Source organism: Streptomyces sp. CB01249 (genome assembly GCF_001905735.1).
Taxonomy (GTDB): Bacteria; Actinomycetota; Actinomycetes; order Streptomycetales; family Streptomycetaceae; genus Streptomyces.
In genome coordinates this window covers 304,625-319,287 of record NZ_LISW01000007.1, presented here as the reverse complement: position 1 = coordinate 319,287, position 14,663 = coordinate 304,625, and the positions used below count along the sequence as shown (strand labels likewise).

General features: G+C 72.2%; 17 protein-coding genes. 9 read left to right on the top strand and 8 right to left on the bottom strand.

The window, feature by feature from the left end:
• Positions 1 to 131: 131 nt before the first annotated feature.
• Both AMK18_RS28295 and AMK18_RS28290 read left to right on the top strand, forming a co-directional pair.
• Positions 132 to 1,400, top strand: a complete 1,269-nt coding sequence (locus tag AMK18_RS28295; protein WP_241836659.1) for an MFS transporter — start codon at positions 132 to 134, stop codon at positions 1,398 to 1,400.
• Positions 1,401 to 1,514: 114 nt separating this feature from the next.
• Positions 1,515 to 2,348 (top strand): hypothetical protein, encoded by an 834-nt coding sequence (locus AMK18_RS28290; protein WP_073864994.1) that lies wholly within the window; start codon positions 1,515 to 1,517, stop codon positions 2,346 to 2,348.
• 3 nt (positions 2,349 to 2,351) lie between these two features.
• Here AMK18_RS28290 and AMK18_RS28285 read toward each other — a convergent pair whose 3' ends face one another.
• Positions 2,352 to 3,083 (bottom strand): siderophore-interacting protein, encoded by a 732-nt coding sequence (locus tag AMK18_RS28285; RefSeq protein WP_073864993.1) that lies wholly within the window; start codon positions 3,081 to 3,083, stop codon positions 2,352 to 2,354.
• A 142-nt stretch (positions 3,084 to 3,225) separates the two neighbouring features.
• Here AMK18_RS28285 and AMK18_RS28280 point away from each other — a divergent pair, with 142 nt between their 5' ends.
• On the top strand, positions 3,226 to 4,056 hold the full coding sequence (locus tag AMK18_RS28280) for an LLM class F420-dependent oxidoreductase (protein WP_073864992.1): 831 nt from the start codon (positions 3,226 to 3,228) through the stop codon (positions 4,054 to 4,056).
• Positions 4,057 to 4,090: 34 nt separating this feature from the next.
• Positions 4,091 to 4,687, top strand: coding sequence for a hypothetical protein (locus tag AMK18_RS28275; protein WP_073864991.1), 597 nt, complete (start codon positions 4,091 to 4,093; stop codon positions 4,685 to 4,687).
• Between the two features lie 9 nt (positions 4,688 to 4,696).
• Here AMK18_RS28275 and AMK18_RS28270 read toward each other — a convergent pair whose 3' ends face one another.
• The gene (locus AMK18_RS28270; RefSeq protein ID WP_073864990.1) at positions 4,697 to 5,176 is read right to left on the bottom strand and encodes a hypothetical protein; all 480 of its coding nucleotides are present in this window, start codon (positions 5,174 to 5,176) and stop codon (positions 4,697 to 4,699) included.
• A gap of 164 nt (positions 5,177 to 5,340) precedes the next feature.
• Here AMK18_RS28270 and AMK18_RS34965 point away from each other — a divergent pair, with 164 nt between their 5' ends.
• The 4 genes from AMK18_RS34965 (at position 5,341) to AMK18_RS28250 (ending at position 8,273) form a co-directional block, all read left to right on the top strand.
• Positions 5,341 to 5,802, top strand: a complete 462-nt coding sequence (locus tag AMK18_RS34965; protein WP_073864989.1) for a hypothetical protein — start codon at positions 5,341 to 5,343, stop codon at positions 5,800 to 5,802.
• A 67-nt stretch (positions 5,803 to 5,869) separates the two neighbouring features.
• Positions 5,870 to 6,886 (top strand): phosphotransferase, encoded by a 1,017-nt coding sequence (locus tag AMK18_RS28260; RefSeq protein ID WP_073864988.1) that lies wholly within the window; start codon positions 5,870 to 5,872, stop codon positions 6,884 to 6,886.
• A gap of 35 nt (positions 6,887 to 6,921) precedes the next feature.
• Positions 6,922 to 7,545: an RraA family protein gene (locus AMK18_RS28255; RefSeq protein WP_073864987.1), complete on the top strand. Its 624-nt coding sequence runs from the start codon at positions 6,922 to 6,924 to the stop codon at positions 7,543 to 7,545.
• 77 nt (positions 7,546 to 7,622) lie between these two features.
• A complete protein-coding gene (locus AMK18_RS28250; protein ID WP_073864986.1) occupies positions 7,623 to 8,273 on the top strand; it encodes a DUF4333 domain-containing protein in 651 nt (216 codons plus the stop codon).
• A 14-nt stretch (positions 8,274 to 8,287) separates the two neighbouring features.
• Here AMK18_RS28250 and AMK18_RS28245 read toward each other — a convergent pair whose 3' ends face one another.
• The 4 genes from AMK18_RS28245 to AMK18_RS28230 all read right to left on the bottom strand — a co-directional run bounded on the left by AMK18_RS28245 (position 8,288) and on the right by AMK18_RS28230 (position 9,979).
• On the bottom strand, positions 8,288 to 8,539 hold the full coding sequence (locus AMK18_RS28245) for a type II toxin-antitoxin system RelE family toxin (RefSeq protein ID WP_073864985.1): 252 nt from the start codon (positions 8,537 to 8,539) through the stop codon (positions 8,288 to 8,290).
• Positions 8,536 to 8,790, bottom strand: coding sequence for a type II toxin-antitoxin system Phd/YefM family antitoxin (locus AMK18_RS28240; RefSeq protein WP_073864984.1), 255 nt, complete (start codon positions 8,788 to 8,790; stop codon positions 8,536 to 8,538). Before AMK18_RS28240 ends, AMK18_RS28245 begins: the two co-directional genes overlap by 4 nt.
• Positions 8,791 to 8,870: 80 nt before the next feature.
• The gene (locus AMK18_RS28235) at positions 8,871 to 9,116 is read right to left on the bottom strand and encodes a DUF397 domain-containing protein (RefSeq protein ID WP_073864983.1); all 246 of its coding nucleotides are present in this window, start codon (positions 9,114 to 9,116) and stop codon (positions 8,871 to 8,873) included.
• Complete coding sequence (locus AMK18_RS28230; RefSeq protein ID WP_073864982.1) at positions 9,113 to 9,979, bottom strand: helix-turn-helix domain-containing protein; 867 nt, start codon at positions 9,977 to 9,979, stop codon at positions 9,113 to 9,115. Before AMK18_RS28230 ends, AMK18_RS28235 begins: the two co-directional genes overlap by 4 nt.
• Positions 9,980 to 10,112: 133 nt before the next feature.
• Between AMK18_RS28230 and AMK18_RS28225 the strand changes: the two genes are divergently transcribed.
• Positions 10,113 to 10,535 carry an ATP-binding protein gene (locus tag AMK18_RS28225; protein WP_073864981.1) on the top strand — a complete coding sequence of 141 codons (423 nt, stop codon included), beginning with the start codon at positions 10,113 to 10,115 and terminating at the stop codon, positions 10,533 to 10,535.
• Between the two features lie 6 nt (positions 10,536 to 10,541).
• On the opposite strand, the gene AMK18_RS28220 is transcribed toward AMK18_RS28225, so the two are convergent.
• Both AMK18_RS28220 and helR read right to left on the bottom strand, forming a co-directional pair.
• Positions 10,542 to 12,263, bottom strand: coding sequence for a protein kinase domain-containing protein (locus tag AMK18_RS28220; protein ID WP_073864980.1), 1,722 nt, complete (start codon positions 12,261 to 12,263; stop codon positions 10,542 to 10,544).
• Positions 12,264 to 12,353: 90 nt separating this feature from the next.
• Positions 12,354 to 14,528, bottom strand: coding sequence for an RNA polymerase recycling motor ATPase HelR (helR, locus tag AMK18_RS28215; protein ID WP_073864979.1), 2,175 nt, complete (start codon positions 14,526 to 14,528; stop codon positions 12,354 to 12,356).
• Between the last annotated feature and the right edge of the window lie 135 nt (positions 14,529 to 14,663).

Sequence of the window (14,663 nt, the reverse complement as noted above, 5' to 3'; positions counted from 1 at the left end):
ATGGCCCCGGCCGCCCTCGGCGTACGCATGTCCAGTATCTCGAAATCAAGCATCTTGACATCAAGAGAATATCCGGGCAGGCTTCCGCGGGTCGGTAGGTCTCTTGATGTCGAGATACTTGGGGGTACGGGGTGGGGCGCGTCCGGGAACAGGCGGGATTGCTGGCCCAGTTGCGCGACCCGCCGGGCGGCAGAGACGCCCGGATCATGCTGCGCGCCCTGGCCGTCGACCGCACCGGCACCGGTCTGTGGGCCGCCTCCTCGGTCCTCTATCTCACCTTCGTCACCCACCTCAGCGCCCAGCAGATCGGCGTCCTCCTCGGCACGGCGGGCGTCGCGGGCATCGCGGGCTCACCCCTCGCCGGACGCCTCGCGAGCCGCTTCCCGGTGCGCCCGCTGCTGATCGGCTGCCATCTGCTGCGCCTCGTGACGCTCACGCTGGTGCTGCTCTGTACGCGGTTCGAGGCGCTGCTCGTCGTGGTCGCCGTGACGTACCTGGGGGACAGGGCGGCCAAGACCCTGGAGATGCTGTTCGCCACCCGCGCTGCGGGCGAACGGCGCGCCGCCTACCAGGCGTTGTCCCGCAGCGCCGCCAACGCGGGTTACGGGCTGGGCGCGGGGCTCGCCGCGATCGGCCTGGCGGCCGGGACGGCGGACGCGTACCGCGCACTGATCCTCGGCAACGCGCTCTCCTTCCTCGTCGCCGCCGCGCTGGTGTGGCGTACGGGGGAGCCGGGCGGGGTCGCGGCCCCGGGGCCCGCCGTGCGGGCGGTCCGCGCCAAGGGGCCCTGGCGGGACCGGGGTTACCTCCGCTTCGTGCTCCTCGACATCCCCATGAACCTGGACGACTCGGTGCTCGGCGTCGGCCTCCCGCTCTGGCTCGTCAGCCGCACCTCCGCCCCGCACGCCCTCGTCCCGGCCTTCCTGGTGATCAACACCGTGCTGGTCGTCGTACTCCAACTCACCGTGTCCCGCAGGGCGGAGGGCCCGCGCAAGGCGGCCCGCGCGGTGGTGCTGTACGGCGTCCTGCTCTTCGTCTCCTGCGCCCTGCTGGCGGCGTCCACCGGCTGCGGCACCTGGACGGCGGCCGGGGTCCTGCTCGCGGCGGCGGTCCTGGTCACGATGGCGGAGCTGATGCGCTCGGTCAGCTCCTGGGAACTGGCCGTCCTGCTCGCCCCGCCGGACGAACGCGCCGCCTATCTGGGCGTGGCCGGCATGTCCCAGTCCATCCAGAAGTCGGCGGGCCCGCCGCTGCTCACGGGCGTGGTGATGGCCGCGGGCCCGGCGGGCTGGCTGGCGCTGGGGGTCGCGGTGGCGGGACTCGCGGTGTGGCAACGGCGGTGCTGCGAGCAGCGGTTGGGTGCGATGGAGGCTCCCGAACCGGTGCCCGCGGCGGGCTGACCGCCGGCGGTGACCCCGTCGCGGGCCCCTCCGGAGAACGGCCCGCGCCCCGGCTCTACGCTGTGCCGACGCGCCCGCCCCGGCAGCCGGGGCGGGGTGCGATGAGGAGGGGACATGCGAAGACACGTGCTGTGGAGCACGGTGGCCGCCGTGGCGGCCATGACGGTGCTCGGCACGACGGCGGCCAACGCCGAGGGGCGGGGCGACATCCGGGTCACCAAGGGGGTGACCAACAACGGCAAGAACGTGATCGTGGGCGTCAGCAAGACGGTGACGTTCCCGATCAAGGTGACGGTGAAGGACAACTCGGGGGTCAAGGGCCTACACGATCTCTATGCAGGCAACGCGACCTCCACTGCGGGCGCGCCGACCGAGACGGTGGCCGAGTCGTGCAAGAAGCTGAGTGCCACCACGTCGGAGTGCACGGCGACGGTCCGTCTCGTACCTGCGTACTTCCCCGATTACAACAGCGAGCGGAACGCCAACGACGCGGCCGGTGGCTGGTGCGGCTACGGCAACGTGGCGGCCAACGACGGCGACTACTGGATCTTCGACTGCGTCGCCCCGTTCAACCTCAAACGCGCCGCGACCCTGACCACCGCCGCGACCAGCCCGAGCCCGCTCTCCGGCGGCAAGCAGGTCAAGGTCACCGGCACGCTGAGCCGGGCCGACTGGGAGGCGCTGAAGTACCGGGCGTACGGCGGTCAGAGCGTCCAGCTCCAGTTCCGGAAGGCGGGCACGAACGCGTACAAGACCGTGAAGACGGTCAGGACGAACAGCTCGGGCCGTCTCTCCGCGACCGTGACCGCGAGCGGTTCGGGCAGCTGGCGCTGGTTCTACCCCGGTACGTCGACCACCGCGCAGGTCGCGTCGGCCGGGGACACGGTGACGCTGGGACCGGCGACGATGCGCGCTCCGTACACCATGCACGCGGCCACCCGGGGCTGACGCTCAGCCCGCGCGCCAGTAACCCAGGGCGTGCACCCGCTCCTTGGGGACGGCCAGGTCCCTGCGCACGTACGCCGACAGGGCCCTGGTCGTCGCCGTGTCGCAGGCGATCCAGACGTACGCGCCCGAGGCGTCCTCGCCGAGCACGCCCGGCAGCCCGGACTTCACCGCGTCGACGAGCGCCGCGCCCCGGTCGTGGCGGGCGACCCGGTGGAGCGTGTGGCGGTCGGGGTCCAGGCGCAGCGGCGGGGTGTCGGCCGTGCCGGGCGCCTCCTCGTACCAGACGGTCGCGGGGGTGCCCGGCAGCGCGTCCAGCAGGGAGTTGATCGCGGGCAGGGACGCGGGGTCGCCGATCACGACGAGCCGGGTGGGGGCCGGTTCGGGGAGCGAGAAGCCGGTGCCCTGGAGGGTGGCGTCGATCGTGTCGCCGGGCCGGGCGGTCAGGGCCCAGGCGGTGGCCGGTCCCTCGTGCAGCGCGAACTCCAGCGTGAACGTACCGGCTTCCGGGTCGGGGTCGACCAGGGTGTACGCGCGCTGATGCGGTTTGCCGGACCGGTCGAACCAGAGCCTGACCCACATCGTGGGGTGCGCCCCGCCGGTGGCGGCGAGCAGCCCGCCGTCGGTGACCGCGATGCGCCGGAAGCCGTCGGCGGGCTCCTCGGCCGCGGTGACGGTGAAGGTGAAGTCGCGTCCCCGCATGAGCTTGAGGACGACGCCCTCCCAGCCGTGCCCCATGGTCCTGCTCCCCTGCCCTCGTAAGATAATTTAGGCGAGCCTAACCTAAGTGAGTGACGTTTGGGGAGGCCGGCGGCATCCCTTCGCGCCCCCGACCGCATACGTTGGGAGCGTCACGGGACAACGACGGAGGTGCCTTCGTATGCGGATCGCCACCACGATCTTCCTCACCGACGAGACGATCACCCCGGTGCGGCTGGCGCACCAGCTCGAACAGCGCGGGTTCGCCGGGCTGTATCTGCCCGAGCACACCCACATCCCGGTGAGCAGGGACACCCCCTACCCGGCGGGCGGCGAGCTGCCCCGCGAGTACGGGCGCACCCTGGACCCCTTCGTCGCGCTCGCCCAGGCCGCGGCCGTCACCGAGCGGCTGGCCCTGGGCACGGGCATCACCCTGATCGCCCAGCACGACCCCATCGACCTGGCCAAGCAGATCGCCACCCTGGACCACCTCTCCGCCGGCCGCTTCACCCTCGGCATCGGCTACGGCTGGAACGTCGAGGAGGCCGCCGACCACGGCGTCGAGTGGTCCACCCGCCGCCGCTTGGGCCGCGAGCGCCTTGCCCTGATGCGGGCGCTGTGGGCTGCGGAACCCACGGCGTACGAGGGTGAGTTCGGCTCCGTACGCGCCAGCGAGGCGTACCCGAAGCCGTACCGCCCGCAGGGCCCGCGCATTCTGATCGGCGGCGCGGCGGGGCCCAGGCTCTTCGCCCACATCGCGGAGTCGGCCGACGGCTGGCTCCCCATCGGCGGCGGCGGCCTCACGGAGTCCGTCCCCCACCTCCGCACCGCGTGGGAGGCCGCCGGGCGCGACCCGAAGGACCTCCGCATCGTCCCGTACGCGGTCCTCCCGTCCCCCGGCAAGCTGGCCCGCTTCGCGGACCTGGGCATCGAGGAGATCGTCCTCCAGCTGCCCCCGGCCGCGGAACCGGAGGTCCTGCGGACGCTGGACGCGTACGCGGCGTACCTGTAGCACCCGCTGCTCCTTCGCCCCCCGAGAGGGACCCGTGAACACCACCTACGACGAGCGGCTCGCCGCGTTCTCCCGTGAGCGGCTGGACGGCCACCCGGTGCCGGACGACCTGCGCGTGCTGCTGCTCGCGCACTGGGAGGGGCGCGACGACTTCGCCCACCTGCTGGGGCTCGAATTCTTCGAGGAGGGCGAGCTCCACCCCTTCCTGGACACCGGCTACCTGAGCGAACAGGAGCTGGCCGACCCGGAGATGCAGGCCGTCAACGCGGGGGTCGCGCGGATGGTGGAGTACGTGCAGCTCGTCGCCAAGGGCGGTAAGGGGTGGGTCGGTTACTGGGTCCATCCGGACGAGCCGGTGCGGCGGCCGATCGAGCTGGACACGGAGTTCACGCTCTGGCAGATGACCGGCTCCACCCTGACGGAGGCCGTCGCCTTCGAGCAGTCCGCGTATCAGGACGAGCCGGACGAGCGCGTGGCGTTCGGGCAGCTGGCCGCCGAACTGGACGCGCTGGGGCTGCCGTTGGGCACGACGGACTACGACGCGCTGGACGACAGCGCGTACGCGGTGGACCCGGAGAAGCTGATGGAGACCCTGACCGAGGCGGAGCGCGCCGCGCGCGGGCTGAGGTGAGAGGGGCGCTCATCCCCGCCGCGTCCGGGTCCGGTGGACTCCCCAGGCGATCCCCGCCCCGCCGACGACGACCCCGCCCACGCCCGTGCCGACGACGCCGCCCGAGTGGGCGATCCAGCGGTCGCCGACGGGTGAGTGCGAGGCCGTCACCCGGTCCGGATCGCGCCGCCCGTCATGCTGGACGAACATCAGCTCCGTACGCTGCGGCCGCGACGGACCGCGCAGGTCGTCCACGCCGCGCAGCGCGTCCAGCTCCGCCTTGCGCCGGGCCGCCTCGTTGGCGGCGGCCTGGTCCGGGCTCTCGCCGCGGCAGTGCCACACGGTCCCGCCCTTGACGGAGACGGAGTCGCAGTCGATCGCCGAGAACGTCTCGGTCTCCACCCCGAACGCCCCCGTCCCGACGGTGACGATCCCGACCCCCACCGCCCCGACGACCAGCCCGCCCACGATCAGCCCGAGCCCGCTGGCACTCCCGCGATCCCACCGCATGCCGTTTCCCCCGCCCCCGTTGGTGAGTTCATCGTACGGACGGCTCCGCGCCCGCCGTTGAATGTCCGATGGTCACGATGTGATCACTCTCTCTTCGCAACTTCCCCACATCTCGCTCGGGGTAATACGGTCACCCCACTCGACGCGACATATGGGGGGACTCCATGCCCAAGGTGCTGAGCCGGCGCACGCAGATATGGGTCGGTGGGATGGTCCTGATCGCCCTGGGGGCGGTCGGCTGTTCGGAGTCCGGGAAGGGCGACGCGGCGGCGAGCGCCAAGCCGTTGCCTGCGGTCACCGTGACCGTCACGGCCACCGCGACCGAGACCGCGACGCCCGCCCCGGCGCCCACCGTGACCGAGACGAAGACCGTGAAGGTGCCCGGGCCGACGGTCACGACCACCGTCACCAAGGCCGCCTCCACCCGGTCCGGCGGCGGGTCGTCCGGTGGCGGTGGCGGCACCAAGACCACCAGCACCTGTTCCATCCGCTCCAACGCCGGGAACTGCTACAGCGCCGGGCAGTTCTGCCGGAACAGCGACCACGGGGCCGTGACGACGAACGCCTCGGGGGCCCGGATCAGGTGCAGCCAGAGCGGAAGCTCCTGGCGGTGGACGTACGCCTGACAGGGGGCGCCCCGCCCGCGCGCGAAAGTCCGTGGAGGCGTGGGGCGGCCGGTGGTGGAATGGGGCGATGCGTGATGAGGCTTCGGTGGATCGTGGGGCGTACCCGGATGTGGTGACCCCCTGGGACGATCCGGACTGGCGGAGGGACGCCCTCGCGTGGGCGGAGCGCGGCCTGGCCGTGCGCGGGTGGACCGGGGTGCGGCGGGTCGCCGTGCGGGTGCGGCCCTGGTCCGTGCTGGTGCGGATGTCCGTCGTCGGCGGACCCGACGTGTGGTTCAAGGCCAACCCGCCCGGAAGCGCCTTCGAGGCCGGGCTGACCGAGGCGCTGGCCCGCTGGGTTCCGGGCCACGTGCTGGAACCGCTCGCCGTCGACACGGAGCGCGGCTGGTCCCTGCTTCCCGACGGCGGCACGCTCTTCCGGGACGCGCCCGGCGCGGGCGTTGGGGCCTGGGAGCAGGCGCTGCAGCAGTACGCGACCGTGCAGCGCGCCCTCTGCTCCCGCGTCGAGGAGATCGACCGGCTCGGCGTGCCCGACGCCCGTACGACCGTGCTCCCCGAGGTCTTCGACCGGGTCGTCGAGGAGAACGCCGCCCTGGACGCCGACACCCGCGCGGCGCTGCGGGCCCTGCGCCCGCGTGTCGTGGGGTGGTGCGAGGAACTCGCCGCGCTCGGCATCCCCGACTCGCTCGATCACGCCGACCTGCACGACGGGCAGCTCTTCGCCCCCGAGCCCGGCCGCTTCACGTTCTTCGACTGGGGGGACGCGGCGGTCTCCCACCCGTTCTGCAGCCTGTTCGTTCCGCTGAACAGCGCGGTCGAACGGTACGGGCAGCAGGCGCTGCCCCGGCTCCGTGACGCCTACTTGGACGCGTGGACCGGGATGGGGGTCACGCCCGCCGAACTGCGGCGCGCGGCCGTTCTGGCCCGGCACCTCGGGGCGATCGGCCGGGCGTGCTCCTGGGCCCGGCTCTTTCCCACGGCGCTTCGTGGGCTGACGGACGTGGCGGGCGCGGGCGGTGCGCAGTCGCTGCGCGAGCTGTTGTCGGACCCGGCGCGGAACGAAGCGCCGGGGGCCGGGCGTTGAGCGTGTCGGGGGACCGTACGCGAGAGGGGACACGCATGGACGACGTCAGCGGCTTCGAGGGCATCTCACCGACCACGCTTGCCGATGTGGTCGGCCGGACGCAGGTCATGGAGGCGCGGATCCGGCCGTTGTGGACGCCCGTGCCGCGCGTCGCCGGGCCCGCGTACACCGTGCGGTGCCCTCCGGGGGACAACCTCATGCTGCACGCCGCGATCCACCGCGCCGCCCCCGGCTCCGTCATCGTCATCGACGCGGGCGACGCGGACTACGCGCTGGCCGGGGGGAACGTGTGCGCCGTGGCGCAGCGCCGGGGGATCGCCGGGTTCGTCACCAACGGCGTGATCCGGGATCTCGCCGAGGTACGCGAGCTGGGCTTCCCGGTCTTCGCCACCGGCGTCGTCCCCTTCCCCGGTACGAAGCAGGCCGTCACCCCGCTCAACCGGGCCATCCGGTGCGGTGGGGTGATCGTGTGCCCCGGGGACGTCGTCGTCGCCGATGAGGAGGGCATCGTCGTCACGCCCGCCCTGAGCGCGGACGAGGTGCTGGCGACCGCCCGGGCCAAGGCCGCCAAGGAAGCGGCGGAGACCCTGGACGACTGGGAGGCCGCCCACCGCGCCCGTATCGACGAGATCCTCGCCGACCAGGGGTACCCGGGCTGACCCGGCCGGAGGTCCAGACCCCGGTGATAGCTTGGCAAGCCAGTCGTTGGCGTGTACATCGAGGCTAGGGGGACCCCATGAGGCAGCAGTCCGTACGGAGTCGGATAGTGGCCGGAGCGGCGGCCGGGACGCTGGCCCTGTTCTTCGTCTCGGGCTGTTCGTTCAGCTTCGGCGGCGACCTGGTCGTCAAGAAGGAGGAGGTCGCCAAGCAGGCCTCCGCCGGTCTGGAGAAGCAGGTCGGGCGCGCTCCCGAGGACGTGACCTGCGAGGACGACCTCAAAGGGAAGGTCGGTGAGTCGGTGCGCTGCACGCTCACCGACAGCGGCAAGAAGCTCGGTATGACGGCGACCGTGAAGTCCGTCGACGGCAAGAAGGTGAACCTGGACTTCAAGGTGGACGACAACGCCGGAGCGGGCGAGGGGGCCTCCGCCGACCCTCAGCCCAGCGATTCGGCCCAGCCGTCCGAATCCGCGGGCACGGACAGCGCCTCCGGCTCCGTGGACAAGGCCGAGGTCGCCCGCCAGGGCAAGGCCGCCCTCTCCGCCCAGGTGGGCAAGCAGCCCGACGCCTTCTCCTGCGCCGAGGACCTGCCCGCCAAGGCCGGCGCCACGATCCGCTGCCAGCTGACCGACGGCGGTACGCAGTACGGAGTGACGGTCACCGCCAAGTCCGTTGTCGGCGGCAAGGTCAACATGGACTTCAAGGTGGACGAGACCCCGGGCGGCTGAGGCGCCGGCTCTGCTCAGCCGACGCGGCCGACGTGAATCACGATGATGGTCACGTGGGCCTCCTCGATTTCGTAGAGCACCCGGTAGCGGCCGACGTGGATGCGGCGTAGTGCCGGGGAGCCGTAGGGTGTCGCCCCCTCGGGAAGCGGGTTTTCGGCAAGCAGGTCGACGGCATCCATGAGCTGACGCAAGCCGTCGGGGTCGTCCTTGAGGAACCGGGCAGCCTGGTCGATGGCGTGCTCGTCCCAGGTGATCAGGTAGGTCAACGCTGCTCCAGGCCCAGCCGCGCGCGCACCTCGTCATGAGACACGGTCTCGACGGCTCCGGTGGCGCGGCGGGCTTGGTACTGGGCGAGAGCCAAGGCGTCTTCCAGTTCGGCGAGCTCCTGCGGGTTGATCAGTATGGCCGCAGGCTGGCCGTGGTCGGTGATGGTGATGCGCTCACGGGCGTTCGAGGCCCGGCGGACCAGCGAACCGAAGCGGGCGCGTGCCTCAGTGATCGGCAAGGTGTCACTCATGTAAAGAAGTGTACACTTCGCGCGCCTCTCGGCCAGCCGGGCGGACGGCGAGCGCCCGAGTGGGGCTCGCCGTCCGGCTTTCAGCCCTGGCGGGCGTACGTGACGAACGCGGACCAGGCCGTGGGCGCGACGTCGACGTGGGGGCCGGGGATGTTCTTCGAGTCCCGGACGTGGATCGTGGTTGCGCAGGTCGCGACCTCGATGCAGTTGCCGCCCTCGCCGCCGCTGTAGCTGGACTTGCGCCAGTCATAGGCGATCTCGATGCATGCGCCGCCCTCGCCGCCGCTGTAGCTGCTCTTGAACCAGCGCAGTTGCTCAGTGCTCATCGGTCTCTCCACATTTTTTCGATCAAGGTCAGGGACTCCCTCGGGGTGAGTGCCTGCGCCCGCATGATCCCATGGCGTTCGCTGACCACGCGGACTTCGTCAGGGTCGGTGATGAGGTGTGCGTGTCCCTGCACTTCGGTGTACGCGACTTGGTTGCGGCCCTTGGGTGTCAGCAGCGTGAACGCACCGTCCAGGTTCGGATGTTCCTCGGTCGCCGTGGGCAGCACCTGAAGTTCCACGTTGCGCATGCGGCCAACGTGCAGGAGCTTCTTCAGCTGGTCGGTGTGCACAGCGGGGCCGCCGATCGGCCGCTGTAGCACGACCTCTTCGAGCACGAAGCTGAACGTCGGCAAGGGCCACTGTTCGAAGATGTGCTGACGCGCCATGCGGTCGGTGACGCGCTTCTCGATGGTCTCTTCGTCCAGCAACGGTCGCCGCCGAGCGAATAGTGCTCGCGCGTAGCCCTCGGTCTGGAGCAGGCCGGGAACCGCCTGGTTGCTGTAGCCGTGGAGGGCAACAGCCTCCGCTTCCATGCGTGCATAGTCCCGGAACCACCCCGGGTGCCGTGTCCGCGACCGCGCCAGCGCCTCCCGTACCTCCTCCGCCGCTACTGACAGGAAACCTCCCGTGTTCAGGGCTCGGTCCGCCAGGGCCAGGAAGTCCACCTGCGGGGTGCGGACGCCCCGTTCGATCGCGGAGACGAGGTCCTCGCCGCAATGGACCAGCGCCGCCAGCTCCTTCTGGCTCAAACCCGCGCGTTCGCGCAAGAACTTCAGCTGGCGGCCCAGCGCCCTGAACAGGTGCGCCGTGCCGTCCGATTCGGCCGGGCGCTCCGGCCGTTCCTCACGTTGCGTGTTCGTCATCTGCCCCGTACCGCCTCTGTCCGTCCGGTCACGGCCGACGCCCCGTACAGCCGGTCGGGCAGGCCCGTACAGCTAGTTGGAGTCGTGTGGTCACTCCTGGTCAGCGTACGAGGAGACGGACACGCTGGGTCACATGAACGCCGAAATCACCCTTGTGGGTAACGACTTCGTCCAGCGCTTCAGCGCAACCCGTCGAGGCGCCCGCCTCGCCCGACGCCTCGCCGTGCAGCAACTCGACGCCTGGGGCGTGGCGTACGGGAGTCAGTTGTCCGACGACGTGGCGGTGGTCGTGGCCGAGCTGGCCGCCAACGCGGTGCTGCACGGCCACGTCACCGGCCGGGACTTCGAGCTGCGCGTGCTCCCCGAGGCGGACGGCATCCGCGTCGAGGTCTCGGACGCACGGGGCGAGCGGCGTCCGGAGCTGTGCGCGGGCGGGCCCGCCGCCGAGGGCGGGCACGGGCTGCGCCTGGTCGAGGCGCTGGCGGCGGAGTGGGGCGTCGCCGAGCGCATCGTCGGCAAGACGGTGTGGGCGCGGGTGGCCCCGGGCACCCCGTAGCCGGGGTCAGCGCGCGTTGGACCGGCGCAGGATCGTGCCGTCGAACGAGGCGGTAAGCATGGCCGAGGTCTGGTAGTCGCCGTTGATGTAGAACCGCATGGCCTGCTTGCCGTTCTCCCAGTCGAAGATCACGTAGGTCTTGGTGGGGTCCGCGTTCCGTACCCCCATCTCCTTGTAGCCGACGCGCAGGAGGCGGGGGAAGCTGTCCCAGTCGACCTGGCTGAGGTCCATCAGGGGCTGATCGTCGAGTATGGCCTTGTTGTTTTGGAGCTCGCCCGAGCCCTCGTCGTACGAGAAGCCGTCGAAGATCCGGTCGTTCGGCATCTTCTTGTCCTTCACGAGCACGTTGCCCGTGGCGCTGCTCTGGTGGATGGAGAACCAGGAGACCACCTTCGTTCCGCCCGTCAGCGCCTTGAGCTCCTTGACGATCCGCCGGCCGCCCGCCGCGCTGACGAGGTTCGTGTCCGCGGTCGGTGTGGGTGAGGGCTTGGGAGTGGGGGTGGGCGTCGGTGTCGGTGTCGGTGTGGGGGAGTGGGCCGCGGACCGCGTGGGCTTGGCGCCCGCTGACGCGTTGTCGTCGTCGCCGAGGCCGGGTATGAGCCCGCTGTTCAGCAGCCCGGCCACCACCACCGCCAGCAGGACTCCGGGGATCAGCACCCGGCGCACGGCCCGGCCGCTGCCGGTGCCCTGCGCGGGCGTCCGGCCCGTCGTCGCCGCAGGCTCGCCCCGTCCCTCGGTGTCCCCGCCCGGACGGGCGTCGGCCGGTGCCGGGGTCCCGGGCTCCGTGGGGGTGTAACCGGCCGTCGGCGCCGGGGTCCCGGCCTCTGTCGGGGTGTACGCGGCCGAGGGACCGGAGGCCGGTCGCGCGCCCTCGACGACCGGCGCGGCGCGCTCCTCCGCCACCTCGGCGAGCAGCCGGTCCAGCCGCTCCGCGTCCGGCCGCGAGACGACGTCCTTGACCAGGACGGACCGCAGTACGGGGCCGAGCGCCCCCGCCTGCCGGGGGCCCGGAACGTCTTCCTCCAGGATCGCGGCCAGCGTCGCGAGGGTGGACGAGCGGCGCATCGGGTGGTGGCCCTCGACCGCGACGTACAGCATCATCGCCAGCGACCACAGGTCCGACGACGGCTCGTCGTCGTGCCCGCGCAGCCGCTCAGGGGCCATGTAGTCGGGGGAGCCCACCAGCTCACCGGTGTTGGTGAGGCTGGTCGCCTCGCGCACGGCGGCGATCCCGAAGTCCGTGAGCAGCGGCGTGCCGTCCGTACGCAGCAGCACGTTGCCCGGCTTCACGTCGCGGTGCAGGATGCCCGCCTCGTGCGCGGCCCGCAGCCCGGCCAGCACGCCCCGGCCCAGCCGCGCGGCCTCGGCCGGCGTACACAGGCCGCGCTCCAGCCGGTCCTGGAGCGAGCCGCCCGAGACCAGTTCCATCACCAGCCAGGGGTGCTCCACCTCCGGCGAACTCACGATGTGGTGGATGGTCACCACGTTCGGGTGGGTGATCCGGGCCAGCGACACGGCCTCGCGCAGCACCCGTTTCCGCAGCATCTCCGGCGCGTCCGGACGCAGCCGCAGCAGCTCAGGATCGGGCGGACGTACCTCCTTCAGCGCCACTTCCCGGTGCAGGACGATGTCACGCGCCCGCCAGACCAGCCCCATGCCTCCGCCACCGAGCCGCTCCAGCAGTTCGAAGCGCCCGTCGATCACGCGTCCCTCGAAACCCGCAGTCATGGGCGGAACGGTACGCGAGGGGCCGAACGCGCACCCAGGGGATCTGCCGCTGCGGTCAGCCGGGCGACAACCGGGCCCGGGGCGGAGGCCCTACGTCCCCGACAGCACCACCAGCTCCCGCGTGGCCCGGGTCATCGCCACGTACCGGTCCACCGCCCCGCCGACCCCCGTGCCGAAGGACTCCGGCTCGACCAGGATCACGAGGTCGAACTCCAGGCCCTTCGACAGCGTCGGGGTGAGGGCCCGCACGCGCGGTGACGGCGGGCGGAAGTACGCCGGGGCGCCGATGACGCACGCCGTGCCCTCGGGGTGGGTCGTCAGCCAGGTGTCGAGGACGGTGGCCAGGTCCGTGACCGGGCCGTGCGCGACGGGGATACCGCTGCTGCGGATGGACACCGGGACGTTGGCGTTCGGCAGGGCGGCCCGGATCACCGGCTCCGCCGCCGTCATGATCTCCTCCGGTGTGCGGTAGTTGACGGTCAGCGCGGACAGCGTGATCCGGTCCAGGCCGACCCGTTCCAGCCGCTCCCGCCACGACTCCGTGAAGCCGCGCCTCGCCTGCGCGCGGTCGCCGACGATCGTGAAGCTGCGCGAGGGGCACCGCTGGATCAGCATCTGCCACTCCGCGTCGGTCAGTTCCTGCGCCTCGTCCACCACCACATGCGCGAACGGGCCCGCCAGCGCGTCCGGTTCGGCGGTGGACAGCGCGTCCGGGTCGAGCAGCGTGTCCTGGAGGTCCCGGCCGCGCAGCATCCCCACCGCGCCCTGGCTCTCGTCGATCTCCGCGTTCTCCAGGAGGCTGTCGATCGCCTCGGCCCGGCGGGCCCGCTCGGCGGCGGCCGTCGCCTCGTTGCGGCGTCGGCGGCGGGCCGCGTCCGGGTCGCCGAGCCGCTGCCGGGCCGCGTCCAGGACCGGCAGGTCGGCGACCGTCCACGCCTGGGGCTCGGCACGCTGGAGCGCGGCCACCTCGTCCCGGGTGAGCCAGGGCGCGCACGTACGCAGATAGGCCGGGACGGACCAGAGGTCGCCGACCAGGTCCGCCGCGTCCAGCAGGGGCCAGGCCCGGTCGAAGGCTGCCATCAGCTCGCGGTCGCGCGAGAGCGCCTGGCGGACCAGGTGCTCCGGGACCTCCTCGTCCTGCCGGTCCGCGTGCTTGTCGGCCAGGATCGTCAGGATCTCCTCCAGGACCGCGTCGCGCGCCTCGTTGTGCGGGACGCCCGGCGCCGACTCGAAGGCGACCGCCCACTCGGCGGCGGTCAGCCGGACGTCCGCCCAGGGCGTCGTCACGGTCAGGCCCGAGGACGGCGGCTCCTCGTAGAACGCGGCGGCCGCCTCGACCGCCCGGACCAGCTCCGCCGACGCCTTCAGCCGGGCCACCTCCGGATCGGCCTCGGGCACGGCCGCCGCGCCCTCCGGGACGAGGTCGCGCAGGGTGCACGTCCGCACCCCGTCCTCACCGAGGCTCGGCAGCACATCGGCGACGTACCCCAGATACGGCTGGTGCGGGCCAACGAAGAGGACGCCGCCGCGCCGGTGCCCGAGGCGCGGGTCCGCGTACAGCAGGTACGCGGCGCGGTGCAGGGCGACGACCGTCTTGCCGGTGCCCGGGCCGCCGTCCACGACCAGCGCGCCCCGCGAACCGGCGCGGACGATCGCGTCCTGGTCCGCCTGGATGGTGCCCAGCACGTCCCGCATCCGGGCCGACCGGTTGGTGCCCAGGCTCGCGATGAACGCCGACTGGTCGTCCAGCGCGGCGTGCCCGGCGAAGGCGTCCGGGGCGAACACCTCGTCCCAGTAGTCGCTGACCCGGCCGCCGGACCACCGGTAGCGGCGGCGGCTCGCCAGGCCCATCGGATTGCCGTGCGTCGCCCCGAAGAACGGCTCGGCGGCCGGGGAGCGCCAGTCCGTCAGCAGCCGGCGGCCCTCGCTGTCGGTGAGGCCGAGCCGTCCCACGTACACCGGCTCGGAGCCGTCCGCCCCGGCCATGTGGCCGAGGCACAGGTCCAGGCCGAAGCGGCGCAGGGTGCGCAGCCGGGCGGTCAGCCGGTGGATCTCCGCATCCCGGTCCAGGCCCTGCCTGGCCAGCCCGCCCGGGGCACGGCGGGCGGCGTCGAGGGCGGCGGTCAGTTCGGCGACGGTCTCCTCCAGGCAGCGCGCGATGGCCGCGAAGTGGCGCTCGTCCCCGGCGATCAGGGCGGGGTCCGCCTTGGCCTCGGCGCGGTCGCCGGTCAGCGCGAAGGCGCTCGTGGTGAAGGTGCTGTGCATCGGTTCGGGCACTACGTGAAACTCCCAAATGCCGCAGGTGGCTGGCTCGGATCAGCGATTGTGCGGGACGAGGGGGGCCTTGCGGCAAGGCCCCCCTTGCGCTATACGTTGAGAGTGGCCGGAGGTGGCAGTCCT

Excerpts from the sequence above, each read along its gene's own strand:
- AMK18_RS28235 (WP_073864983.1), bottom strand. The coding sequence starts at position 9,116 with ATGAGCACTGAGCAACTGCGCTGGTTCAAGAGCAGCTACAGCGGCGGC.
- AMK18_RS28285 (WP_073864993.1), bottom strand. The coding sequence starts at position 3,083 with ATGGGGCACGGCTGGGAGGGCGTCGTCCTCAAGCTCATGCGGGGACGC.
- helR (WP_073864979.1), bottom strand. The coding sequence starts at position 14,528 with ATGCACAGCACCTTCACCACGAGCGCCTTCGCGCTGACCGGCGACCGC.
- AMK18_RS28270 (WP_073864990.1), bottom strand. The coding sequence starts at position 5,176 with ATGCGGTGGGATCGCGGGAGTGCCAGCGGGCTCGGGCTGATCGTGGGC.
- AMK18_RS28220 (WP_073864980.1), bottom strand. The coding sequence starts at position 12,263 with ATGACTGCGGGTTTCGAGGGACGCGTGATCGACGGGCGCTTCGAACTG.
- AMK18_RS28290 (WP_073864994.1), top strand. The coding sequence starts at position 1,515 with ATGCGAAGACACGTGCTGTGGAGCACGGTGGCCGCCGTGGCGGCCATG.
- AMK18_RS28280 (WP_073864992.1), top strand. The coding sequence starts at position 3,226 with ATGCGGATCGCCACCACGATCTTCCTCACCGACGAGACGATCACCCCG.
- AMK18_RS28230 (WP_073864982.1), bottom strand. The coding sequence starts at position 9,979 with ATGACGAACACGCAACGTGAGGAACGGCCGGAGCGCCCGGCCGAATCG.
- AMK18_RS28225 (WP_073864981.1), top strand. The coding sequence starts at position 10,113 with ATGAACGCCGAAATCACCCTTGTGGGTAACGACTTCGTCCAGCGCTTC.
- AMK18_RS28255 (WP_073864987.1), top strand. The coding sequence starts at position 6,922 with ATGGACGACGTCAGCGGCTTCGAGGGCATCTCACCGACCACGCTTGCC.
- AMK18_RS34965 (WP_073864989.1), top strand. The coding sequence starts at position 5,341 with ATGCCCAAGGTGCTGAGCCGGCGCACGCAGATATGGGTCGGTGGGATG.
- AMK18_RS28260 (WP_073864988.1), top strand. The coding sequence starts at position 5,870 with ATGCGTGATGAGGCTTCGGTGGATCGTGGGGCGTACCCGGATGTGGTG.
- AMK18_RS28240 (WP_073864984.1), bottom strand. The coding sequence starts at position 8,790 with ATGAGTGACACCTTGCCGATCACTGAGGCACGCGCCCGCTTCGGTTCG.
- AMK18_RS28250 (WP_073864986.1), top strand. The coding sequence starts at position 7,623 with ATGAGGCAGCAGTCCGTACGGAGTCGGATAGTGGCCGGAGCGGCGGCC.